This is a genomic window from Paramagnetospirillum magneticum AMB-1 (assembly GCF_000009985.1).
Classification (GTDB): domain Bacteria; phylum Pseudomonadota; class Alphaproteobacteria; order Rhodospirillales; family Magnetospirillaceae; genus Phaeospirillum; species Phaeospirillum magneticum.
In genome coordinates this window covers 1471382-1491861 of sequence record NC_007626.1, presented here as the reverse complement: position 1 = coordinate 1491861, position 20480 = coordinate 1471382, and the positions used below count along the sequence as shown (strand labels likewise).

The following is a 20480-nucleotide window of genomic DNA, read 5'->3' as shown; positions in this document are numbered from 1 at the left end:
CGGCTTCCCCCGCTTCTTTTTCCGGGCCGCCCAATCCATGCAGACCGTCACCCTTGCCGCCATCCTGCTGCTGATCTCGACCCTGGCCTTCCAGCTTGGGCGCAAGCGCGCCTTCGCCGTCGCCTCGGATCATCCCGGCACCCTTCACTCGCTGCCCGGCTATTACGGCTGGTGGGTGGCCCTGTGGTGCGGCCTGCCGGCCTTCGCCATCCTGGCCCTGTGGCTGGTTTTCGAGCCCAGCCTGATCCGCGCCCTGGTCATCGCCGACCTGCCGGAGGCCCTGCGCGCCTTGCCGGCCGAGCGCATCGACGTGATCATCAACGAGGTGCGCAACGCCGCCCTGGGCCACGCCACCGCCAATCCCGATTTCGCCGCCGCCGCCGAGCACTATAACCGCCTGCAGCAGACCGGCTTTGCCTCCGCCGTGGCGGTGACCGTCGCCCTGGCCCTGGCCGGCGCCACCTTCGCCTATCGCCGGGTCCACGCCGAGTTGCGCGCCCGGCCGCGGGTCGAGCGCACCATCACCGTCTTCCTGGTGGCCAGCTCCACCGTGGCCATCTTCACCACGGTGGGCATCGTGCTGTCGCTGCTGTTCGAGGCGCTGCGCTTCTTCCACATGGTGGATTTCGTCGACTTCCTGTTCGGCCTGAACTGGAGCCCCCAGATGTCCACCCGCTCGGACCAGGTGGGCAGCTCCGGAGCCTTCGGCATGGTGCCGCTGCTGACCGGCACCATGCTGATCAGCGCCATCTCCATGGTGGTCGCCCTGCCGCTGGGCCTGTTCTCGGCCATCTACATGTCGGAATACGCCCAGCCGCGCGTCCGCGCCATCGCCAAGCCGGCGCTGGAGATCCTGGCCGGCATTCCCACCGTGGTGTTCGGCTTCTTCGCCGTGGTGACGGTGGCCCCGGCCATCCGCGCCGTCGGCGGCGCCCTCGGCCTCAACGTGGCGGCGGAAAGCGCGCTGGCCGCCGGCTTCGTCATGGGCATCACCCTGATCCCGCTGATCTCGTCCCTTTCGGACGACGTCATCACCGCCGTGCCCCAGTCCTTGCGCGAAGGCGCCTTCGGCCTGGGCGCCACCCGCTCGGAGACCATCGTCCAGGTGGTGTTGCCCGCCGCCCTTCCCGGCATCGTCGGCGGCGTGCTGCTGGCGGTATCGCGGGCCATCGGCGAGACCATGATCGTGGTCATGGCCGCCGGCCTGTCCGCCAAGCTGACCGCCAACCCGCTGGAGGCGGTGACCACCGTCACCGTGCAGATCGTCACCCTGCTGGTGGGCGATACCGAGTTCGACAGCCCCAAGACCCTGGCGGCCTTCGCCCTGGGCCTGATGCTGTTCGGCATCACCTTGGGATTGAACGTCATCGCCTTGCATATCGTTCAGAAGTATCGGGAAAAGTATGACTGAGATGGCAGAGATCACCGTGGCGGCCCGCACCGCCGAAACCGTGGCGGCCCGCCTGGGCCGGCGCTATGCCGCCGAGCGGCGCTTCCGCATCCTCGGCCTTGCCTCGATCCTGATTTCGGCGGGATTCCTGGTGCTGCTGCTGGGCACCGTGGTCGCCAAGGGCTGGACCGGTTTCCTCCAGACCCAGATCGCGGTGGAGGTCAGCTTCGACGCCGAGGTGATCGATCCCGACGGCACCCGTGCCCCCGACGTGCTGGACGCGGCCGACTATCCCGCCCTGGTGCGCAACGGCCTGGCGGCGCGGCTGGTTCCCGACGGCGACCGCAGCGCCCGGCGCGATCTCTCCGCCCTGGTCAGCACCATGGGCGCCGAGCAGATGCGGCGCATGGTCGCCGCCGACCCCAAGGTGATCGGCACCCGCACCACCTTGTGGCTGACCGCCTCGGACAAGCTGGACATGGTCTACAAGGGCCAGGCCCCGCGTGAGGTCGGCGCCGCCGGCAACGTGCTCAATGACCGCCAATTGGGCTGGCTGGCCCAGTTGGAGCAGGCCGGGCAGATCCGCAAGGCCTTCAACCTCCAGTTCTTCACCGGCGGCGATTCACGGGCGCCGGAGCAGGCGGGTATTTGGGGCGCCGTGGTCGGCTCGTTCTTCTCGCTGGCGGTGACCTTGCTGATCAGCTTCCCCCTGGGGGTGGCCACCGCCGTCTATCTGGAGGAGTTCGCCGCCAAGAACCGCTGGACCGACCTGATCGAGGTCAACATCAACAATCTGGCCGCCGTGCCGTCGGTGGTGTTCGGTCTGCTGGGTCTGGCGGTGTTCCTCAACGTCTTCCACCTGCCGCGCTCGTCGCCGGTGGCGGGCGGGCTGGTGCTGGCGCTGATCTGCCTGCCCACCATCATCATCGCCGGCCGCGCCGCCCTGAAGGCGGTGCCGCCCTCGATCCGCCAGGCCGCCGCCGGGCTGGGCGCCTCGCCGCTGCAGATCGTCGCCCATCACGTCCTGCCGCTGGCCATGCCGGGCATGCTGACCGGCACCATCCTCGGCATGGCGCGTGCCCTGGGCGAGACGGCGCCGCTGCTGATGATCGGCATGGTGGCCTTCATCGTCGACATCCCCAAGAGCCCGCTGGACCCCTCGGCCGTGCTGCCGGTGCAGATCTATCTGTGGGCCGGCAGCTCGGAGCGGGCCTTCGTCGAGAAGACCTCGGCGGCCATCATGGTGCTGCTGCTGTTCCTGGTGGCCATGAACATGGCGGCCATCTGGCTCCGCAACAAATTCGAACGCCGGTGGTAGAACGATCATGAACCAGTTCATTCCCCGTGGGACCTCCAAGATCTCGGCGCGCGGCCTCAACGTCCATTACGGCGAGAAGCAAGCGCTCCACGACATCGACCTGGACATCCCGGCCGGCGAGGTCACCGCCCTGATCGGGCCGTCGGGCTGCGGCAAGTCCACCTTCCTGCGCTGCATCAACCGCATGAACGACATGGTGGACGGCGCCAAGGTCACCGGCTCGCTGACCCTGGACGGCAGCGACGTCTATGACCGCTCGCTGGACGTGGTCCAGCTGCGCGCCCGGGTCGGCATGGTCTTCCAGAAGCCCAACCCCTTCCCCAAGTCCATCTACGACAACGTGGCCTATGGACCGCGCATCCACGGCCTGGCCCGCGATCAGGCCGAGCTGGACGAGATCGTCATGAACAGCCTGGAAAAGGCCGGTCTGCTGGCCGAGGTGGAAAGCCGCCTGTCGGAATCGGGCACCGGCCTGTCGGGCGGGCAGCAACAGCGACTGTGCATCGCCCGCGCCATCGCCGTGGCGCCGGAAGTGATCCTGATGGACGAGCCGTGCTCGGCACTGGACCCCATCGCCACCGCCAAGGTGGAGGAGTTGATCGACGAGCTGCGCGACAACTACACCATCGTGATCGTCACCCATTCCATGCAGCAGGCGGCCCGCGTTTCCCAGCGCACCGCCTTCTTCCACCTGGGCAAGCTGATCGAAGTGGGCGGCACCGAGGAGATTTTCACCAATCCCAAGGAGCCGCTGACCCAGGGCTACATCACGGGCAGGTTCGGCTGAGGAACGGAAGAAACTGTCATGCTGAGCGACGCGAAGCATCCTTCAGCCTAAGACGGCGGCACATTTCGCCTGAAAGACCCTTCGCCTTCGGCTCAGGGTGACAGGCGGAAGAGGCCCCGGCGATTAAGGGACGAACAGACTTGAGCGAGCACACAGTCAAATCCTACGACGACGAACTGGCCCACCTGTCGGGCATGATCGCCCGCATGGGCGGGCTGGCCGAGGCCCAGTTGGGATCGGCGCTGCAATCCCTGGCCCGGCGCGACGACGATCTGGCCCACAAAGTGGTGGACAGCGATCACCGCATCGACGAACTGGACGCCGAGGTGGACAGCTTCGCCGTGCGCCTGCTGGCGCTGCGCCAGCCCATGGCCGGCGACCTGCGCCACATCGTCGCGGCGCTGAACATCTCGGGCGAGATCGAGCGGGTCGGCGACTATGCCGCCAATCTGGCCAAGCGCGCCCTGGTGCTCAACCAGCTTCCCGCCACCGCCAAGACCATCGGTGTGGTCCGCCTGGGCGAGTTGGTGCAGGCCTTGCTGAAGGACATCCTCGACGCCTATGTGGACAGGGACCTGGACAAGGCCATCCGCGTCTGGGAGCGCGACGAGGAGGTAGATTCCCTTTATAATACCGTCTTCCGTGACCTGATCGCCCAGATGAACGAGGATTCCGGCACCATCACCGCATCGACCCATCTGCTGTTCATCGCCAAGAACATGGAACGCATCGGCGATCACGCCACCAACATCGCCGAGACCCTGCACTTCCAGATTCTCGGCACCCAGCCCAAGGGCAACCGGCCCAAGGGCGTGACCCTCGGAGCCCAGGAATAATGACCGCCCGCGAGACCGCCAATCCTTCCAAGCCTCTTGTCCTGGTCGTCGAGGATGAAGCGGCGCTGGCCACCATGCTGCGCTACAACCTGGAAAAGGAAGGCTACCGCGTCGCCGAGGCCGCCGACGGCGAGGAGGCGCTGACCGTGCTGGCCGAGCGCAAGCCCGATCTGGTGCTGCTGGACTGGATGCTGCCCTCGCTGTCGGGCATCGAGATCTGCCGCCAGATCCGCCGCAAGCCCGCCACCCGCGAACTGCCCATCATCATGCTGACCGCCCGGGGCGAGGAAGGCGACAAGATCCGAGGCCTGAACACCGGCGCCGACGACTACCTGACCAAGCCGTTCTCGCTGCCCGAACTGATGGCCCGCGTCCGCGCCCTGCTGCGCCGCGCCCAGCCGGTCAGCCAGAAGGGACAGATCAGCTGGGGCGACGTCTCCATGGATCTGGCCTCCCACCGGGTGGTGCGGGCCGGCAAGGCCATCCATCTCGGCCCCACCGAGTTCCGCCTGCTGCAATTCTTCCTGCAGCATCCGGGAACGGTGTTCTCGCGCGAGGAACTGCTCGACGCCGTGTGGGGTCCCGACATCTATGTGGAGCCGCGCACGGTGGATGTGCACATCCGCCGCCTGCGCAAGGCGCTGAACTGCGACACCGAGGCCGACATCATCCGCACCGTGCGGGCCGCCGGCTATGCGCTGGACAACGAGGACGCGGCTTAGAGGAAGACTGTCATCCCGAACGGAAGTGAGGGATCTCGTCCTGGCACGGCTTTTCAGAACAGGAACCGGCCATCCTGGCGGAGATCCCTCGGCTTGGCCTCGGGATGACAGCCGTAATGCGGGGCTGCCGCATAAAGCCCACACTCCTTAAACCGTTGAAACTTTCCAAGTCCGGCCTGTATGATCCGCCCGCTTCCCAAGCGGGAGGCGCGTCGAGGCAAAATCAGAGTTCAGCCCGTGGCCGTTCCTCTCCACCAGTCCATCAAGATCGGTTCCTATATCGTCAAGCAGCACCTCATGGGGAACAAGCGTTACCCGCTGGTGCTGATGATGGAGCCCCTGTTCCGCTGCAACCTGACCTGCAACGGCTGCGGCAAGATCGACTATCCCGACGCCATCCTGAATTCCCGCATTTCCGTGGCCGATGCCCTGGCCTCCATCGACGAGTGCCCGGCCCCCGTGGTGGTGATGGCCGGCGGCGAGCCCCTGCTGCACCGCGAGATCGACCAGATCGTCGAGGGTGCCCTGGCCAGGGGCAAGATCGTCTTCGTCTGCACCAATGCCCTGCTGCTGGAAAAGAAGCTCGACAGCTTCAAGCCGCACAAGAATTTCACCTGGACCGTCCATCTGGACGGCGACCGCGAGGACCACGACCGCGCCGTGTCGCGCGAAGGCACCTTCGATCAGGCCGTCTCGGCCATCAAGGCGGCCAAGGCCGCCGGCTTCCAGGTCAACATCAACTGCACCCTGTTCAACAACGCCGATGCCGAGCGCATGGCGAAGTTCTTCGACTACACCAAGTCCATCGGTGTCGGCGGCATCACCCTGTCGCCCGGCTACGCCTACGAGCGCGCCCCCGATACCGAGCACTTCCTCAACCGCCGCGCCACCAAGGAGCTGTTCCGCAAGCTGTTCCGTCTGGGCAAGGGCAAGAAGTGGGAATTCACCCAGTCGTCCCTGTTCATGGACTTCCTGGCCGGCAACCAGACTTATCAGTGCACGCCGTGGGGAAATCCGACCCGCAACGTGTTCGGCTGGCAGCGCCCCTGCTACCTGCTGGGCGAGGGCTATGCCAAGACCTACAAGGAGCTGATGGACGAGACCGACTGGGACTCCTACGGCACCGGCAAGTACGAGAAGTGCGCCGATTGCATGGTCCATTCGGGCTATGAGGCCACCGCCGTGATGGACACCATCAGCAACCCGCTGAAGGCCGCCATGGTGGCCCTGCGTGGCCCCCGCACCGAAGGCCCCTTCGCTCCCGACCTGCCGTTGGACAACCAGCGCCCGGCCATCAACAATTACGACGAGCTGATGGCCAAGAACCTGGAAATGCTACATTCCGAGGGTCGGGCCAACAACCTTCACCGCGTCTCGCAAGGCAGCTAGAGCCGCCTGGCTGTCCAGGCCGACCCGGATCAGCCCTGGCAATTCCCATGGGCGGCGCAGCAGCGCCCCCATGACCGCCCAGGGCCGCGCCGAGCCGTCGGGCGCCAGCCCCACGAACACCGACCGGGGCAATCCCCGCGCCGCCGGGTCCGCCACGGCGCGCAGCACGGCGAAGGGCTTGCCCGCCGCCGCGCAAACCTTGGCCATGGCGCCGCTTTCCATGTCCACCACGGCAGCACCGCCCTGATACAGAGCCTGCTTGGCCTCCGGCGTCGCCGCGATGCGCGAGACCGCCGCGATGGTGCCTTGCCGCGCACCGGGGATGGCGGTCAGCAGACGCGAAGCCCAGGCCGCGTCGGCGGCAAAGGTCTCGCCCTCCCACTGCACACTGAGTCCCACCACCAGATTCCCGGATGTCAGCGCCGGGTCAAGGCCGCCGGCGATGCCGAAGGACAGCAGCCCCTCGGCGCCCTCGGCCAGCAGCCGCTCGGCCAGTTCCGTTACCCGCCGGGTCACGCCGCCCGCCGCGCCGACCGGAATGCCGGGGGGCAGCAGGGCAGCCTCACTGTTCATGCCGACGATGACGGCGATTGTCATGGTGCTCCCCCCAATAAACGGGGCTGCCGCCCCGGCCCCGCTTGGAGGCGATGCCTCCAAACCTCCCTTTGATTCATGAATCAGAAGGGGGTTTGGGGCGTCGCCCCGTGCAGCCCCGCAAGGGGCAAACGACGCACCGAAGGTGCGGTCCCGCAGGGACGCGAGCCCGGCGAGCAAGTGGGTTCGGGCGACAGCCCGATCAGATCGCTGCTACAGCGCGTGCATCACCGGCCCGGCATTGCCGGTGGTCAGGTTCCGATAACGGGCCAGGGCCCAGACCGGGAAGAACTGGCGATAGCCGTGGTAGCGCAGATAGAACACGCGGGGGAAGCCCACCGCAGTGTAATGCTCCTCGTCCCACAGGCCTTCGGCGTTGCGGGTGCGGATCAGGTAGTCGATGCCCTTGGCCACGGCGGCCGACTTGGTCTCGCCCGCCGCCATGAGGCCCAGCACCGCCCAGGCGGTCTGGGACGGCGTGGAGGGGCCGCCCATGCCCCTGGGCTGGTCGTCCCAGTAGGACCGGCCGCATTCGCCCCAGCCGCCGTCGTCCCGCTGCTTGGATTCCAGCCACTTGACCGCCTTCCGGAAGGCGGGATGGTCATGGGGCAGCCCGGCGGCATTGAGGGCGCAGAGCGAGGACCACGTGCCGTAGACGTAGTTGGTGCCCCAGCGGCCGAACCACGATCCGTCCTTTTCCTGCTCGCGCAGCAGGTAGTCGACGCCTTCGTGCGCCACCTTGTCCTTGCCGCGCTCGCCCAGCACCGACAGCACCGAGACGCAGCGGGCCGACACGTCGGCGGTGGGCGGGTCCAGCAGGGCGCCATGATCGGCGAAGGGAATATGATTGAGGTAATAGCTGGTGTTCTCGGCGTCGAACGCCCCCCAGCCGCCGCCTTCCGACTGCATGCCTGGACCCAGACCTTGCCCTTCTCGATGGGCTCGGCGTACTTCACCGGGTCGATGCGGTCGAGCGCGGCCATCACCACGGCGGTGTCGTCCACATCGGGGTAATGGGGATTGTTGTACTGGAAGGCCCAGCCGCCGGGGGCGAGGCCGGGGCGGCGCACCGCCCAGTCGCCCACCACGTCGGTGATCTGGCGCGCCACCATCCAATCGGCGGCCTTGCGCGCCGCCGCGTCGGCCTCGGGGGTTCCCACCTCGAGGATGGCGTGGGTGGCCAGGGCGGTGTCCCAGATGGGCGACAGGCAGGGCTGGACCCAGGCGCGCTCGCCTTCTTCCACCACCAGGTTCTGGATGGATTTCTTGGCGATGAGCACGCGGGGATCGTCCGCAGGCACGCCCAGGACGTCGTACATCCATACGGCGTTGACCATGGCCGGGAAGATGGCGCCCAGCCCGTCCTCGCCGTTCAGGCGCTCGTCCACGAAGGCCACGGCCTTGTCGATGGCCTTGTCCTGCACCGACTTGGGGAAGAAGCGGTAGACCTTCTGCAGCACCATGTCGATGCCGCGGAACAGATAGGCCCAGTTGGAGCGCACCGGTTCCAGATACCAGTTGGTGACCTTCTCCGGCGGCGTGACGAACAGTTCCTGGATATGGATGCCCAGGGGATTGCGCGCCTTGGGGCGCTTGGTCATCAGCACGGTCAGCGGCGCGATGACGGTACGCGACCAATAGCTGACCTTGTCCATGTGGAACGGGAACCAGCGCGGCAGCAGCATGATCTCCACGGGCATGATCGGCACGCCCTTCCAGGGGATCTGCCCGAACAGCGCCAGCAGGGTGCGGGTGAAGACATTGGCCGTGGCCGCGCCGCCATGGGCCAGGATGGCTTCGCGCGCCTTCACCATGTGCGGCGCGTCGATGTCGTCGCCGATGGCCTTCAGCGCGAAATAGGCCTTCACCGAGGCGCTGATGTTGAGATCGCCGCGATGGAACAGCGGCCAGCCGCCGTGCTCTTCCTGGATGTCGCGCAGATAGACGCCGATGCGCTTCTCCAGCTCGGGATCGCGCTCGTCCATGTAGTGCAGATACAGCACGTATTCGGCCGGGATGGTGGCGTCAGCTTCAAGCTTGAACACCCAGTGGCCGTCTTCGCGCTGCTGCTTCAGCAGGGCTTCGGCGGATTCATTGACCGCACGCTCCAGCGGATCGCGGAACGAGGCGGCGGAGAAGTCACGGGGATTGATTTCGCTGGGAGACACGTCGGACCTCTACGGATACGGATGCTCTAAAGAAGACCGTGGCGCAGAATACACCACAGCTTGAACGCTTTCGAAACCTTGACCGGCGGATCACGCGGCACGAAACCTTCGGCTTCGACCCGCGTGAAGATCTCGCGGTACATCTCCTTCATCAAGGTGGCCGGGCGCATGTCTGCCCTGCTGCACTCTGCCTGCCCAGCATCCGAGGCCAGGAAATAGCCCCGCGCCGTCTCGCCCAGTTCGCGGCACACCGCCACCAGATTGGGATGGGCCAGAACCTCCATGGGATCGCGGCTGGCGATGCCGTGCTTGGACAGAAGTTCGTCGGGCAGATAAAGCCGCCCGATCTTGGCATCCACCGCGACGTCGCGCAGGATGTTGGTCAACTGCAACGCCATGCCCGTTGCGTTGGCCGTCTCGATGGATTTGGGCCGTAGGGGCCCGAACACGCGAATCGACAGACGGCCCACGGCACAGGCGACACGATCGCAGTAAAGCTCCAACTCGGCCATGGAAAGGCGCGTCACCTCGGGCTGGGCATCGCTCTCGCAGCCGGCGATCACCGCCAGAAAGTCTTCCTTGGGCAGGTTGTATTGTAGGACAGGCCCATGCAGCGCCTTGGCGACGGCATGGGTGGGAGCTCCCGCATAAAGCCGGTCCAGTTCGACTCGCCATTCGGCTAGTTGCGCCCGTTTAACCTCGGGATCACCCGGCTCGTCGGCGATGTCGTCCACCACCCGGCAGAAGGCGTAGATGGCGTACATGGCATAGCGGCGCGGCCGGTCCAGCAGGCGCATGCCCCAATAGAACGACGACCCCGAGGCGCGCACGATCTCCGCCACCATGTCGTACTGGGCCGGGTCGATGGCCAGGACGGAGGGGGTCATGGCGTTCAAGACGCTTTCCCCTGGCCGTGGGTATCCTGCACCCGCCCTTTCCATTCGCCGCCCTTACCGCCGTAATACATCCAGGCGGAATGCAGCGTGGCACCCAGGTAGAACAGCGACACCAGAGGCAGGGCCAGGGCCCAGAACGGCCACAGGCGGTAATAGCGCACCATGGGGTAATAGGCGATGGTCATGGCCGCCCAGGCCAGGGCGCCGGTCGACGCGCCGCCGCCGTTACGCATGGCCAGCAGGGGCGGCGCCACGAACACCAGCAGCATGGCCAGCACCGTGCCGATCAGCAGCAGGGGGGAGTGGCGCAGCTGGGTATAGGCCGAGCGGGCGATCATCCGCCACAGGCCTTCCGGCCCCTCGTAGCGCCTCGTGCTGATGGTTTCCTCGGCCAGGTCGAGGGTCAGGCGGCCGTGATGGGCCTTGACCGCGGCGGCCAGGGTGCAATCGTCGATCAGCGCGTCCTTGATGGCCTTGATGCCGCCGATCTTCTCCAGCATGACGGGGCGGATCAGCACATAGCCGCCGGCGGCGGCGGCCGTGGTGGAACGCGAATCCTTCACCCAGGCGAAGGGATAGAGCATGCGGAAGAAGAACACGAAGGCGGGAACGACGGCCTTTTCCCACAGGCTTTGGGTGGACAGGCGCACCATCAGCGAGGCCATGTCCAGCCCCTCGGCCAGCATGCGCGACACGGTGCGGCGCAATTCGCCCGGTCCATGGCGGATATCGGCGTCGGACAGCAGCAGCAGCTCCGCCTCGGGGAACTTGGCGCGGGCCACCGCCACGCCATGGCTTTGCGCCCACATCTTGCCGGTCCAGCCGCGCGGCAGCTCCGGCGCCTCGACCACAATCACCCGGGAGGCCAGCCCCATCTCCTCGGCCGCCCGGCGGGCCGCCTCGGCGGTGCCGTCCGTGGAATGGTCGTCCACCAGCACCACGGAAAACTGGCCGGGATAGTTCTGGGCCAGGAGGGACTCGATGGTGGCGCCGATGACGTCGGCCTCATCGCGGGCGGGAATGACCGCCACCACCTGGGGCCAGGCCTCGGGCACCACGGCCTGGGGCGCATCCTCGATCCGCCAGAACGATCCGCGCATGGTCAACAGCCAGGCCCAGGCCCCTGCCCCGGCCAGACCGGCAAGCGATGCCAGACTCATGGAACCTCCCCGATGCTCTTGAACCACTCCACCGCCGCGTCCAGCGCCTCGTCGGCGGGACGGTGGCGGTACCCCAATTCCCGCTCGGCCTTGGCCGAGGAGAAGAACATGTGCCAGCGCGACATCTTGAGCCCGTCCACGGTGACGAAGGGCTCGCCGCCGAAGAAGCGGGCCCAGGTCTCGGCGCCCAGGGCCAGCGGATAGAGCGGCCAGCGCGGCAGCTTCATCAGCGGCGGACGCCCGCCGGTGATCTTGGCGATGCGGTTCAGGATGTCGGCCAGGGTCAGATTCTCGCCGCCCAGGATGTAGCGCTCGCCGATGCGGCCCTTGTCCAGGGCCAGCAGATGGCCCGCGGCCACATCGTCCACGTGGACGATGTTGAGGCCGGTATCCACATAGGCCGGCATGCGGCCCGAGGCGGCCTCGACGATCATGCGCCCGGTGGGAGTGGGCTTGACGTCGCCGGGGCCGATGGGGGTCGAGGGGCTGCAGATCACCGCCGGCAGGCCCTGTTCGGCCACCATGCGGCGCACCACTTCCTCGGCCAGGAACTTGGACTGCTTGTAGGGGCCTACCTTGTCGGAAATGTCGCTGGGGGTGTCCTCGTCGGCCACGCCGCCTTCCACATGGCCCAGCGTCGCCACCGACGAGGTGTAGACCACGCGCTCCACCTTCTCGGCCAGGGCGGCCTCCATCAGCGTCCGCGTGCCCTCGACGTTGGCCTTCATCATGGCGGCCGGATCGGGCACCCAGATGCGATAGTCTGCGGCGGTGTGGATCAGCACCCGGCAGCCGGCCATGGCCTTGCGCAGCGAGGCGGCGTCTTCCAGGCGGCCCTCGGCCACCTCCACATGCAGATTGGCGACATTGCGCCGGTCCGAAGCGGGGCGCGCCAGCACGCGCACGGCCTCGCCCCGCGCCAGCAGGGCACGGACGATGGCGGCACCGACAAATCCGGTCGCCCCGGTGACGAGAACAGGTCCAGCCATTTCCCCACGCCTCATCGCGACCGGGCGGGATCGCGCGGCCGACGGCAGGTAGTTACAACGATTGTGCAATGCATCGCCAGTGATTCTTTGGAGGGGCCGCGGAGACTCGCCGTGTCATCCCGAGCCTTGGCGAGGGATCTCATCCTGAACCGGCTTTTCCCAACAGGAAACAGAACGCCAAACGGAGATCCCTCGGCCAGGGGCCTCGGGATGACGCTTGGGATGGAGACGGCCTCAGCCGAATCCGCATTCCACCAGCAGGCGGTGGAAGTCGCGCAGATGCTTCTCGCCCTGGGTGGGATCGGGCATGGAGGCGACGAACTTCTCCTCGAAGTGCTTCTGGCGCAGATGCTCGACCACGCGGGCCTTGGCCATGTTCAGGGACTTGCCCTCGATCAGCACGCCCGAGCCGCAGAACTTGACCAGCCGGATGGCGCGCATGGCCAGGGGGTCGTCGGGCTTGTCCACCTTCTCGATGATCTCTTCGGCTGTGAGATAGCGCACCATCACGTCGTCGATGCGGTCGGCCAGCTCCTTGCGGAACGCCTCCACCAGATTGGGACAGGTGCGCAGCAGCTTGTTGGCGTTGTTCAGCGCCGCCATGCGGGCCGGGGGCGCCAGACGCACCGGCACCCAGGCATCGATATGGTTGGCCCGCCGCACATGGGCGTCGAGCATCTCGGTCAGGATCTCGCCCATGCTCTTGCCCAGGCTGGAGCCCGCCAGGGTGAGGAGGAACTGCAGCCGCACGCAGCCGTCGGGCAGGGCGCCCAGCAGCAGTTCCAGCGCCTGGGGGGCGGAAACCGAGGCGCCGCCGGAATTGAGCACCCGGGCGCCGCGTTGCAGCAGCGCCTCGGCCATGGGCGAGCCGCCCACCACCCGATCCTTGTCCACCAGCCGGATCATCAGCTTGTGGAACATCTCGTATTCCTGGGAGGAATCGTTGCGCGACAGGGGATTGGTGCCCCCCGCCTCGCGCACCACCCGGCCCATCAGCACCTCGCGGCTTTGGGGCAGCGAGCCTTCCGCGAACAGCTTGTTCAGCTCGGTGAAGGTCTGGGGGGCGAACTTGGCGGCCTCGGCGCCGCCTTCGGTCAGGCTGACGATGGTGCACAGCGCCGCCGCCAGGTTGGACTGGAAGCCCAGCAGGTCCTGAATCACCTGGGCGGGCACGGTGAGATCGGCGATCACCGCGTCGATCTCCACCATGTTGCCCTTGGCGGCCTCCTCGGCCGACCAGGCGATCAGCAGGTCCAGCTTGCCGAACCACGAGCGCTTCTCCAACAGCGCCAGGGTCATGAAGGAGCGCAGCGCGTAGCAATCGCCCTTGGACGCGGCCACCGCCTCGGCGAAGGTCTGGGGCGCCTTGGGCTTCTTGGCGGCGAAGTCGCGGGCACGCTTGCCCATCTCCTCCCAGGTCTTGTCGAGGAAATCCTTGCGCGCCTTGGACTCTTCCCCCGAAGCCTTGGCCTGCAGCCCCGCCACCCGGTCGATGGCCGAGAACAGCAGGTTGCCCTTGTCGCCGAAGCGCTTCATCTCCTTGGCGTCGTGCAGCAATTCGAACGGCGTCACCAGCGCCTCGTCCAGGTATTTGCGCAGCAGTTTGCCCATTGTGGTGCGGGCCGGCTGGCGGTAGAAATCCTCCAGCTCGGAACAGGGCGGCGCCTCGGTGATGGTGGTGAGCTGGGGATCGCCGGCCGCCTTCTCGGCAGCCTTCTTCTCCATGATGACGGTCTCGGAATGGGTGCCGTCGATGCGCTCGAAATCCTTGACCACCCGCACTGCCGCGTGGTTACCCGCCTGCAGCAGGTTCTCGGCGAAGGCCTTGGCCTTGGCCTCGTCCGGCGCCATTTCGGCGATCACCCAGTTCTTGTCGGCCAGGACCTGGACCTCGTAGGAGGTCTTGGAGCCGCTCATGACGGGGCCTCCGCCCGGCGCCGTTTCTCCAGCGCCTCGGCCTGCGCCTCGCCACGCGGGTCGCCCGATTTGGCGGCGCGGCGGAACCAGCGGATGGCCGCGTCCTCATTCTTTTCCACCCCCAGGCCCAGGGCCAGCATGGCGGCGTAATTGTACTGGGCTTCGGGCAGCCCCTGCTCGGCGGCGCGGCGGCACAGCATGGCCGCCTCGAAGGGATCGGCATCGGTGCCGCGCCCCTGGCGCAGCATGTTGGCCAGGTTGTGAAGCGCCAGGGCCAGGCCCTGGTCGGCGGCCTGACGGTACAGCTCCACCGCCTGAATCTCGTCCCGCTCGACCCCGGTTCCCGCCTCGTAGAGGGCTCCCAGGGCGAAGATGGCCCCGGCATCGCCCTGCTCGGCCGCCTGCTTGAACCATTTGGCCGCCACTTCCGCGCTGGATTCGACGCCGCGCCCCTGCTGGATCATGTTGCCCAGATTGAACTGGGCTTGCGGGTCGCCCTGCTTGGCGGCCTCACGGAACCATTTCAGCGCATGGGCGTTGCTTTGCGCCACGCCCAGGCCCAGGTCGTACATCACGCCCAGCGAATACTGGCCGCGGGCATCGCCGGCCTTGGCCGCCAGTGTGTAAAGCCGCACCGCCTCGGCCGGGTCGACGGCTACGCCCTTGCCCTCGCGGTAGGCATTGCCCAGCGCCACCATGGCGGCCAGATCGCCCTTGTCCACGGCGGCGCGCAAGGCGACCGGATCGTCGATGGTCTCGCCGATGCGCAGGGGGTCGGTCTCCACCTCAATCTCGGGCAGGGGAATGACCTTGGGCTTGAGCTCGGCCTCTACCGGCTGGGGAGGCGGGGGAGCCGGTTCGGGCTCGGCGGCCGGCGGCCTGGGGGCCTCGGCCGGCGGAGCGCCGTAATCGGGACGCGGAGCGGCCTGCCACTTGCCGGGCAGGTCGTCGACCCGGCGGCGCACATCCACTCCGTCGGCCGCCATCTTCTTCAGCAAGGCCATGGCGTCGGCGTTGCCCTGGCGCGCCGAGCGCACCAGCCAGACCACCGCCTCGTCCAGGTCGCGCTTGACCTGATAGCCCAGGCGATAGAGATCGCCGAGCTTGAACTGGGCGACCGGATCGTTTTCCAGGGCCAGGGAACGATAACGGGTGACGATCTCTGGTTCACGCGCCATTCTGACCATCCACCCCGAGGAAACCGCCCACCAGAATGCCGCATTGGGACGGCAGAGTCGATGCGATTAGACACAGTACCATTGGATGGGATGACCTGGCTTTACACCGGCATCGCCCAGGCGGCGGAGGCGCGGTCACGGGTGCTTGTCCGCCATCTGGCCCGCCGGTTGGACCGCCCCGAGGCCGAAATCGTCCTGGCCCGCGATTCCTTCGGCAAGCCCATGCTGGCCGATCCGGATTCGGGCTACTGGTTCAACTGCGCGTCCTGCGACGGATTGCTGCTGATCGCCGGCTCGCGCCAGGGGCCAGTGGGGGCTGACGTGGAGACGCTGGAGCGCTGCATCCCCGTATGGGAGGACGCCTCGCAAGGCTTCGCCCCGGCCGAGCGGGCGCTGCTGGCCGCCCTGCCCGCCGCCCGGCGGCCCCTGGCCTTCGCCCGGCTGTGGACCGCCAAGGAGGCGGTGCTGAAGGCCAGGGGCACCGGCATCGTCGACGGCCTGGCCGAACCGGACCTGTCGTTCCTGCGGGATCTGGCCGATTCGCCCCCCTGGATCAGCACAAAAGTCAACGTGGGGGGTGACCGCTTTGCCGTGAGTTGGTATACCCTCCCCATGGACGAGGCCTTGGCCATCGCCGCGCGCGCCGAAGCCGCGCCCAACCTGGAAATGACGTGACACAATCCCTGCCTTCCGCCCTGTTCGGGGCCCGCGATTCCTCGCTGATCCGTGACGAGACCCTGTGGGAGATCTTCTCCACCAGCGCCAGGACCTTCCCCAGCGCCGCCGCCGCCACCTTCGGCGACACCACCTTGACCTATGCCCAGCTGGCGGAGCGCGCCCAGGCCGTGGCCCGTGCCCTGGCGGCGCGCGGCATCGGACGCGGCGATTTCGTCGGCCTGTGGATGAGCCGGTCGCTGGATCTGCATGTGGCGCTGCTGGGCATCCTGGCCGCCGGCGCCGCCTATATCCCCTTCGACACCGAAGCCCCCGCCGAGCGCGTCGCCGAATGCCTGGATGATTGCGCCGCCAAGGCGCTGATCGTCGACGCCTTCACCATGGGCGCCATCACCGGCGCCATGCCGGCCCATACCCTGATTCTGCCGACCCTGGAGCAGGGCGCCCCCGGCGGCGCCTCGCCCGACCCGCGCGCCCAGGGCGCCAATCCGGCCGACCCGGCCTATGCCATCTACACCTCGGGCTCCACCGGCAAGCCCAAGGCCATCGTCATCAGCCATTTCAACATCTGCCACTACCTGCGCGCCGCCAATTCCCTTTACGGCCTGCGCTCCGACGACGTGGTGTTCCAGGGCGCCTCGGTGGCCTTCGACCTGTCGCTGGAGGAGATCTTCGTCCCCTATCTGGTGGGCGCCAAGCTGTGGATCGCCGGCCGGCGCACCTGGCCGAGGCCGACCGCCTGCCGCAGGTGCTGGCCGAGGCCGGCATCACCGTGCTGGACACCGTGCCGACCCTGCTGAGCCTGCTGCCCGGCGACATTCCCGGCCTGCGGGTCATCATCCTGGGCGGCGAGGCCTGCCCCGCGGCCCTGGCCGAGCGCTGGTGCCGGCCCGGACGGCGCATCTTCAATTCCTACGGCCCCACCGAGGCCACCGTGGTCGCCACCATGGCCGAGGTCGAGCCGGGCAAGCCGGTGACCATCGGGCGGCCCATCCCCAACTATGTCTGCCATGTGGTGGACGATTTCATCCAGCCGGTGGCCCCCGGCGCCACCGGCGAACTGCTGATCGGCGGGCCGGGCGTGGCGGCGGGCTATCTCGGCCGCCCCGACCTCACCGCCGAGAAGTTCATCCCCAATCCCTGGGACACCGACGGCAGCGCCCCGGTGCTGTACCGCTCGGGCGACGCGGTGGCCATTGACGGCAACGGCGACATCACCTTCCACGGCCGCATCGACGATCAGGTCAAGATCCGCGGCTTCCGCGTCGAGCTGGGCGAGATCGAAGCCCGCCTGGCGGCGCTTCCCGGCGTCAATCAGGCGGCGGTCAGCTTGCGCACCGACGACGGCATCGAGCGGCTGGTAGCGACCATCCTGCCCGAGGCCGGAGCCGTCATCGAGGGCGGCGCGTTGAAGGAGGGCCTGCGCGCCCAGCTTCCCGCCTATATGGTTCCCTCCCATTATCTGGTGGTCGACGAGCTTCCCCGCCTGATTTCCGGCAAGCTGAACCGCAAGGCGCTGAAGGACCTGCCGCTGGACCTTTCCGTCGGCGGCGGCGAGCAGGAGGAGCCGGCGACCACCACCGAGGCCGCCCTGCTGGAGGCGGCGCGCCGGGTGTTCCCCGGTCAGGTCATTGCCTTCGAGGCCGATTTCTTCCTCGATCTCGGCGGCCATTCGCTGCTGGCCGCCAAGTTCGTCTCGGCGGTGCGCGAGACGCCGGAACTGGCCAGCCTGACGCTCAACGAGATCTATTCCGCCCGCACGCTCCGGGCCATGGGAGCGCTGCTCGACCTGCGCGCCCCGGCCGCCGGGGCCAAGCCCGCCGACCTGTCCTTCGATCCGCCCACCCTGCGCCGCCGCTTCCTGTGCGGACTGGCCCAGGCGGTGGCCATGCCCTTCATCCTGGCGCTGACCACGGCGCCGTGGCTGGGCGTGTTCATCTCCTACATGCTGCTGTCGGGCGAGGATGCCAGCTTCTTCACCGAGATGAGCACCCTGATGCTCACCTATGCGGTGATCAATGTGGGCACCATCTCGGCCTCCATCGCCCTCAAATGGGTGATCCTGGGGCGGACCAAGCCCGGCCGCCACAAGCTGTGGGGACCCTATTACTTCCGCTGGTGGCTGGCCCAGCGCGTGGTCAGCGTCGCCCATATCAAGTGGTTCCAGGGCACGCCGATCATGAGCATCTATCTGCGCCTGCTGGGCGCCAGGGTGGGCAGCGACTGCGTGCTGGCCGAGATGGAGGCCGGCGCCTTCGATCTGGTGACCATCGGCAACGGCGTGGCCATCGGCGGCAAGACCCGGCTGGCCAATGCGGAAGCCGTGGGCGACGAACTGGTGATCGGCCCCATCGTGATCGGCGACGATGCCTATATCGGCACCTCGTGCATGCTCAGCGACGGAGTGGTGATCGAGACGGGCGGCGAGGTCGGCGACCTCACCTCCATCGCCGCCGGCACCCGCATCGGCCGCTACGAGCATTGGGACGGCTCGCCCGGCCGCAAGGTGGGCATGGTCGACGAGGCCGCCCTGCCCGAGGCCGCCCATGCCGGCTTCGGCCGCAAGCTGGCCCTGACCTGCCTCTACGGCCTGATGCTGGTAGTGCTGCCGCCCATCAGCCTGCTGCCGATCTTCCCGGCCTTCTTCATCTTCGAGCGCCTCAGCGACTATTTCGCCGGCGGCGAATACGCCACCATCCTGCCGCTGCTGGCCTGGCCCACCGCCATGGCGCTGATCGCCGTCACCGTGCTGCTGATCGCCGTGGTGCGCTGGTCGGTGCTGCCGGTGGTCACCGCGGGCAGCTATTCCATCTATGGCGGCTTCTATGTCCGCAAATGGATCGTCGCCCTGGCCACCGAGCTGATGCTCGAGACCCTGTCGTCGCTCTACGCCACCGTCTATATGCGGCTGTGGTACCGGCTGATGGGCGCCAAGATCGGCAAGGACGCCGAAATCTCGTGCAATCTGGCCGGACGCTACGACCTGACCGATATCGGGCCGGGCTGCTTCATCGCCGACGAGGTGGTGCTGGGCGACGAATGCGTGCGCCGGGGCTGGATGGTGCTGGAGCCCGTGAAGACCGAGGCCCGCGTCTTCGTCGGCAACGACGCCGTGGTGCCGCCCGGCGCGGTGATTCCCACCGGCGCCCTGATCGGCATCAAGTCGCGGCCGCCGGCCAACGAGCAGATGTCGCCGGGCGATACCTGGTTCGGCAATCCCCCCTTCAAGCTGCCGGTGCGCCAGCGCTTCGACGACGTGGGCGCCGACTGGACCTTCGCGCCGCCCCTGTGGCGCCGGGTGTGGCGCGCCGTGTTCGAGGCCTTCGCCGTCTCGCTGCCCACCGCTTTGTTCATCACCTTCGGCATCATGACCGTGGATCTGCTGGCGCCCAGCATCCTGGCCCGGGATTACGCCATCGTCCTGCCGCTGTTCGTGGCCGCGTCGGTGGCCATCTCGTTCTCGCTGGCCCTGTCGTCGGTGGCGGTGAAGTGGCTGATGATGGGCGTCTACCGTCCCACCGCCAAGCCCATGTGGTCATGGTGGGCGCTGCGCACCGAGGCGGTGGCGGTGATGTATTGGGGCCTGGCGGGCAAGGTGCTGCTGGACCATCTGCGCGGCACGCCGTTCCTGCCCTGGTTCCTGTGGCTGTACGGCTGCCGCTTCGGCTCCGGCGTGTTCATGGACACCACGGACATCACCGAATTCGACTGCATCGATGTGGGGGATTTCTGCGCCATCAACTCGCTGTCGGCGCTGCAGACCCACCTTTACGAGGACCGGGTCATGAAGGTGGGCCGCGTCAAGCTGGGCACCGGCGTGACCGTGGGCTCGGGCTCGACCGTGCTTTACGACACCGATGTGGGCGACTTCGCCCGGGTGGGCAAGCTGACCATCATCATGAAGGGCGAAGGATTGCCGGCCCATTCCCAGTGGGAGGGCGCGCCGGCCCAGTCGGCCCGGGGCGAGCTGTGACCGGTCAGCCGGTCAAGCGCTCGGTCAAGATCGCCGGCCACGCCACCAGCGTCACGCTGGAGGCGGAATTCTGGGACTGCCTCAGGGAGTTGGCCGAAAGCCGCGGCACATCCATCAACCAGATGGTGGCCGGGATCGACAGCACGCGCGAGGCCAACCTGTCGTCGGCCATCCGAGTCTTCGTGCTGAACGAACTGAAAAGGCAGGCCGCCGGCTGAACGCCCGGCGGCCGCCCCTTCGGAACCGTTTACTTGCGGCTCAGCACGAACCAGGCCAGCCCGCCGGTCACCGCCAGAATGAATCCCAGAAACGCCAAGGCGATAACGGCCGTGTCATCGATAACCATCTCAGTCCTCCCCCTCGGAAAACACCGGTTGATGCAGGTCAAGGGTACCAGGGGGCGGACCGGCTGGCTTTGATATATGTCAGTGCCGAAAGTGTCATCCCAACATCACTTAAGCGGCATTGAATCCCCATGCCATTCGCCC

Annotated in this window: 15 protein-coding genes and 2 pseudogenes; 10 read left to right on the top strand and 7 right to left on the bottom strand. The window is 67.4% G+C overall.

Features of this window, described 5'->3' with window-relative positions; translation table 11 throughout:
• The first annotated feature begins 37 nt into the window (after positions 1 to 37).
• The 6 genes from pstC to hpnH all read left to right on the top strand — a co-directional run bounded on the left by pstC (position 38) and on the right by hpnH (position 6442).
• Positions 38 to 1411, top strand: coding sequence for a phosphate ABC transporter permease subunit PstC (pstC, locus tag AMB_RS06955; RefSeq protein ID WP_011383784.1), 1374 nt, complete (start codon positions 38 to 40; stop codon positions 1409 to 1411).
• 1 nt (position 1412) lies between these two features.
• Positions 1413 to 2708 carry a phosphate ABC transporter permease PstA gene (gene pstA / locus AMB_RS06950; RefSeq protein ID WP_011383783.1) on the top strand — a complete coding sequence of 432 codons (1296 nt, stop codon included), beginning with the start codon at positions 1413 to 1415 and terminating at the stop codon, positions 2706 to 2708.
• Positions 2709 to 2715: 7 nt separating this feature from the next.
• Positions 2716 to 3495, top strand: a complete 780-nt coding sequence (gene pstB, locus AMB_RS06945; protein WP_011383782.1) for a phosphate ABC transporter ATP-binding protein PstB — start codon at positions 2716 to 2718, stop codon at positions 3493 to 3495.
• A 140-nt stretch (positions 3496 to 3635) separates the two neighbouring features.
• Entirely contained in the window at positions 3636 to 4331 is a 696-nt protein-coding gene (gene phoU / locus AMB_RS06940) for a phosphate signaling complex protein PhoU (protein ID WP_011383781.1), read from the top strand.
• Positions 4331 to 5053 (top strand): phosphate regulon transcriptional regulator PhoB, encoded by a 723-nt coding sequence (phoB, locus tag AMB_RS06935; RefSeq protein WP_011383780.1) that lies wholly within the window; start codon positions 4331 to 4333, stop codon positions 5051 to 5053. Before phoU ends, phoB begins: the two co-directional genes overlap by 1 nt.
• A gap of 237 nt (positions 5054 to 5290) precedes the next feature.
• Positions 5291 to 6442: an adenosyl-hopene transferase HpnH gene (gene hpnH / locus AMB_RS06930; RefSeq protein WP_043743670.1), complete on the top strand. Its 1152-nt coding sequence runs from the start codon at positions 5291 to 5293 to the stop codon at positions 6440 to 6442.
• On the opposite strand, the gene AMB_RS06925 is transcribed toward hpnH, so the two are convergent.
• The 7 genes and pseudogenes from AMB_RS06925 to AMB_RS06895 all read right to left on the bottom strand — a co-directional run bounded on the left by AMB_RS06925 (position 6389) and on the right by AMB_RS06895 (position 15344).
• A complete protein-coding gene (locus tag AMB_RS06925; RefSeq protein ID WP_011383778.1) occupies positions 6389 to 7039 on the bottom strand; it encodes a nucleoside phosphorylase in 651 nt (216 codons plus the stop codon). The two genes, hpnH and AMB_RS06925, sit on opposite strands and share 54 nt — an antisense overlap.
• A 210-nt stretch (positions 7040 to 7249) precedes the next feature.
• A pseudogene (shc, locus tag AMB_RS06920) lies at positions 7250 to 9204 on the bottom strand (squalene--hopene cyclase).
• A gap of 26 nt (positions 9205 to 9230) precedes the next feature.
• Complete coding sequence (gene hpnD / locus AMB_RS06915) at positions 9231 to 10091, bottom strand: presqualene diphosphate synthase HpnD (RefSeq protein ID WP_011383776.1); 861 nt, start codon at positions 10089 to 10091, stop codon at positions 9231 to 9233.
• A 5-nt stretch (positions 10092 to 10096) separates the two neighbouring features.
• Positions 10097 to 11260 (bottom strand): glycosyltransferase, encoded by a 1164-nt coding sequence (locus AMB_RS06910; protein WP_011383775.1) that lies wholly within the window; start codon positions 11258 to 11260, stop codon positions 10097 to 10099.
• Positions 11257 to 12249 carry a hopanoid-associated sugar epimerase gene (gene hpnA / locus AMB_RS06905; RefSeq protein WP_011383774.1) on the bottom strand — a complete coding sequence of 331 codons (993 nt, stop codon included), beginning with the start codon at positions 12247 to 12249 and terminating at the stop codon, positions 11257 to 11259. Before hpnA ends, AMB_RS06910 begins: the two co-directional genes overlap by 4 nt.
• A 234-nt stretch (positions 12250 to 12483) precedes the next feature.
• The gene (locus AMB_RS06900) at positions 12484 to 14166 is read right to left on the bottom strand and encodes a hypothetical protein (protein WP_011383773.1); all 1683 of its coding nucleotides are present in this window, start codon (positions 14164 to 14166) and stop codon (positions 12484 to 12486) included.
• Positions 14163 to 15344 carry an SEL1-like repeat protein gene (locus AMB_RS06895; protein ID WP_011383772.1) on the bottom strand — a complete coding sequence of 394 codons (1182 nt, stop codon included), beginning with the start codon at positions 15342 to 15344 and terminating at the stop codon, positions 14163 to 14165. The genes AMB_RS06900 and AMB_RS06895 overlap by 4 nt, the downstream gene beginning before the upstream one ends.
• A 90-nt stretch (positions 15345 to 15434) precedes the next feature.
• Between AMB_RS06895 and AMB_RS06890 the strand changes: the two genes are divergently transcribed.
• The 4 genes and pseudogenes from AMB_RS06890 to AMB_RS06880 all read left to right on the top strand — a co-directional run bounded on the left by AMB_RS06890 (position 15435) and on the right by AMB_RS06880 (position 20210).
• The gene (locus tag AMB_RS06890; protein WP_231849012.1) at positions 15435 to 16019 is read left to right on the top strand and encodes a 4'-phosphopantetheinyl transferase family protein; all 585 of its coding nucleotides are present in this window, start codon (positions 15435 to 15437) and stop codon (positions 16017 to 16019) included.
• Positions 16016 to 17460 (top strand): annotated as a pseudogene (locus AMB_RS26960) (amino acid adenylation domain-containing protein); the annotation flags it as partial. The gene AMB_RS06890 and the pseudogene AMB_RS26960, both read left to right, overlap by 4 nt.
• Before the next feature lie 3 nt (positions 17461 to 17463).
• Positions 17464 to 19992, top strand: a complete 2529-nt coding sequence (locus AMB_RS06885; protein WP_407636040.1) for a Pls/PosA family non-ribosomal peptide synthetase — start codon at positions 17464 to 17466, stop codon at positions 19990 to 19992.
• The gene (locus tag AMB_RS06880; protein WP_011383768.1) at positions 19989 to 20210 is read left to right on the top strand and encodes a ribbon-helix-helix domain-containing protein; all 222 of its coding nucleotides are present in this window, start codon (positions 19989 to 19991) and stop codon (positions 20208 to 20210) included. The genes AMB_RS06885 and AMB_RS06880 overlap by 4 nt, the downstream gene beginning before the upstream one ends.
• Positions 20211 to 20480: the final 270 nt, after the last annotated feature.

Excerpts from the sequence above, each read along its gene's own strand:
- pstC (WP_011383784.1), top strand. The coding sequence starts at position 38 with ATGCAGACCGTCACCCTTGCCGCCATCCTGCTGCTGATCTCGACCCTG.
- pstA (WP_011383783.1), top strand. The coding sequence starts at position 1,413 with ATGGCAGAGATCACCGTGGCGGCCCGCACCGCCGAAACCGTGGCGGCC.
- pstB (WP_011383782.1), top strand. The coding sequence starts at position 2,716 with ATGAACCAGTTCATTCCCCGTGGGACCTCCAAGATCTCGGCGCGCGGC.
- phoB (WP_011383780.1), top strand. The coding sequence starts at position 4,331 with ATGACCGCCCGCGAGACCGCCAATCCTTCCAAGCCTCTTGTCCTGGTC.
- AMB_RS06925 (WP_011383778.1), bottom strand. The coding sequence starts at position 7,039 with ATGACAATCGCCGTCATCGTCGGCATGAACAGTGAGGCTGCCCTGCTG.
- hpnD (WP_011383776.1), bottom strand. The coding sequence starts at position 10,091 with ATGACCCCCTCCGTCCTGGCCATCGACCCGGCCCAGTACGACATGGTG.
- AMB_RS06910 (WP_011383775.1), bottom strand. The coding sequence starts at position 11,260 with ATGAGTCTGGCATCGCTTGCCGGTCTGGCCGGGGCAGGGGCCTGGGCC.
- hpnA (WP_011383774.1), bottom strand. The coding sequence starts at position 12,249 with ATGGCTGGACCTGTTCTCGTCACCGGGGCGACCGGATTTGTCGGTGCC.
- AMB_RS06900 (WP_011383773.1), bottom strand. The coding sequence starts at position 14,166 with ATGAGCGGCTCCAAGACCTCCTACGAGGTCCAGGTCCTGGCCGACAAG.
- AMB_RS06895 (WP_011383772.1), bottom strand. The coding sequence starts at position 15,344 with ATGGCGCGTGAACCAGAGATCGTCACCCGTTATCGTTCCCTGGCCCTG.
- AMB_RS06890 (WP_231849012.1), top strand. The coding sequence starts at position 15,435 with ATGACCTGGCTTTACACCGGCATCGCCCAGGCGGCGGAGGCGCGGTCA.
- AMB_RS06885 (WP_407636040.1), top strand. The coding sequence starts at position 17,464 with ATGGTTCCCTCCCATTATCTGGTGGTCGACGAGCTTCCCCGCCTGATT.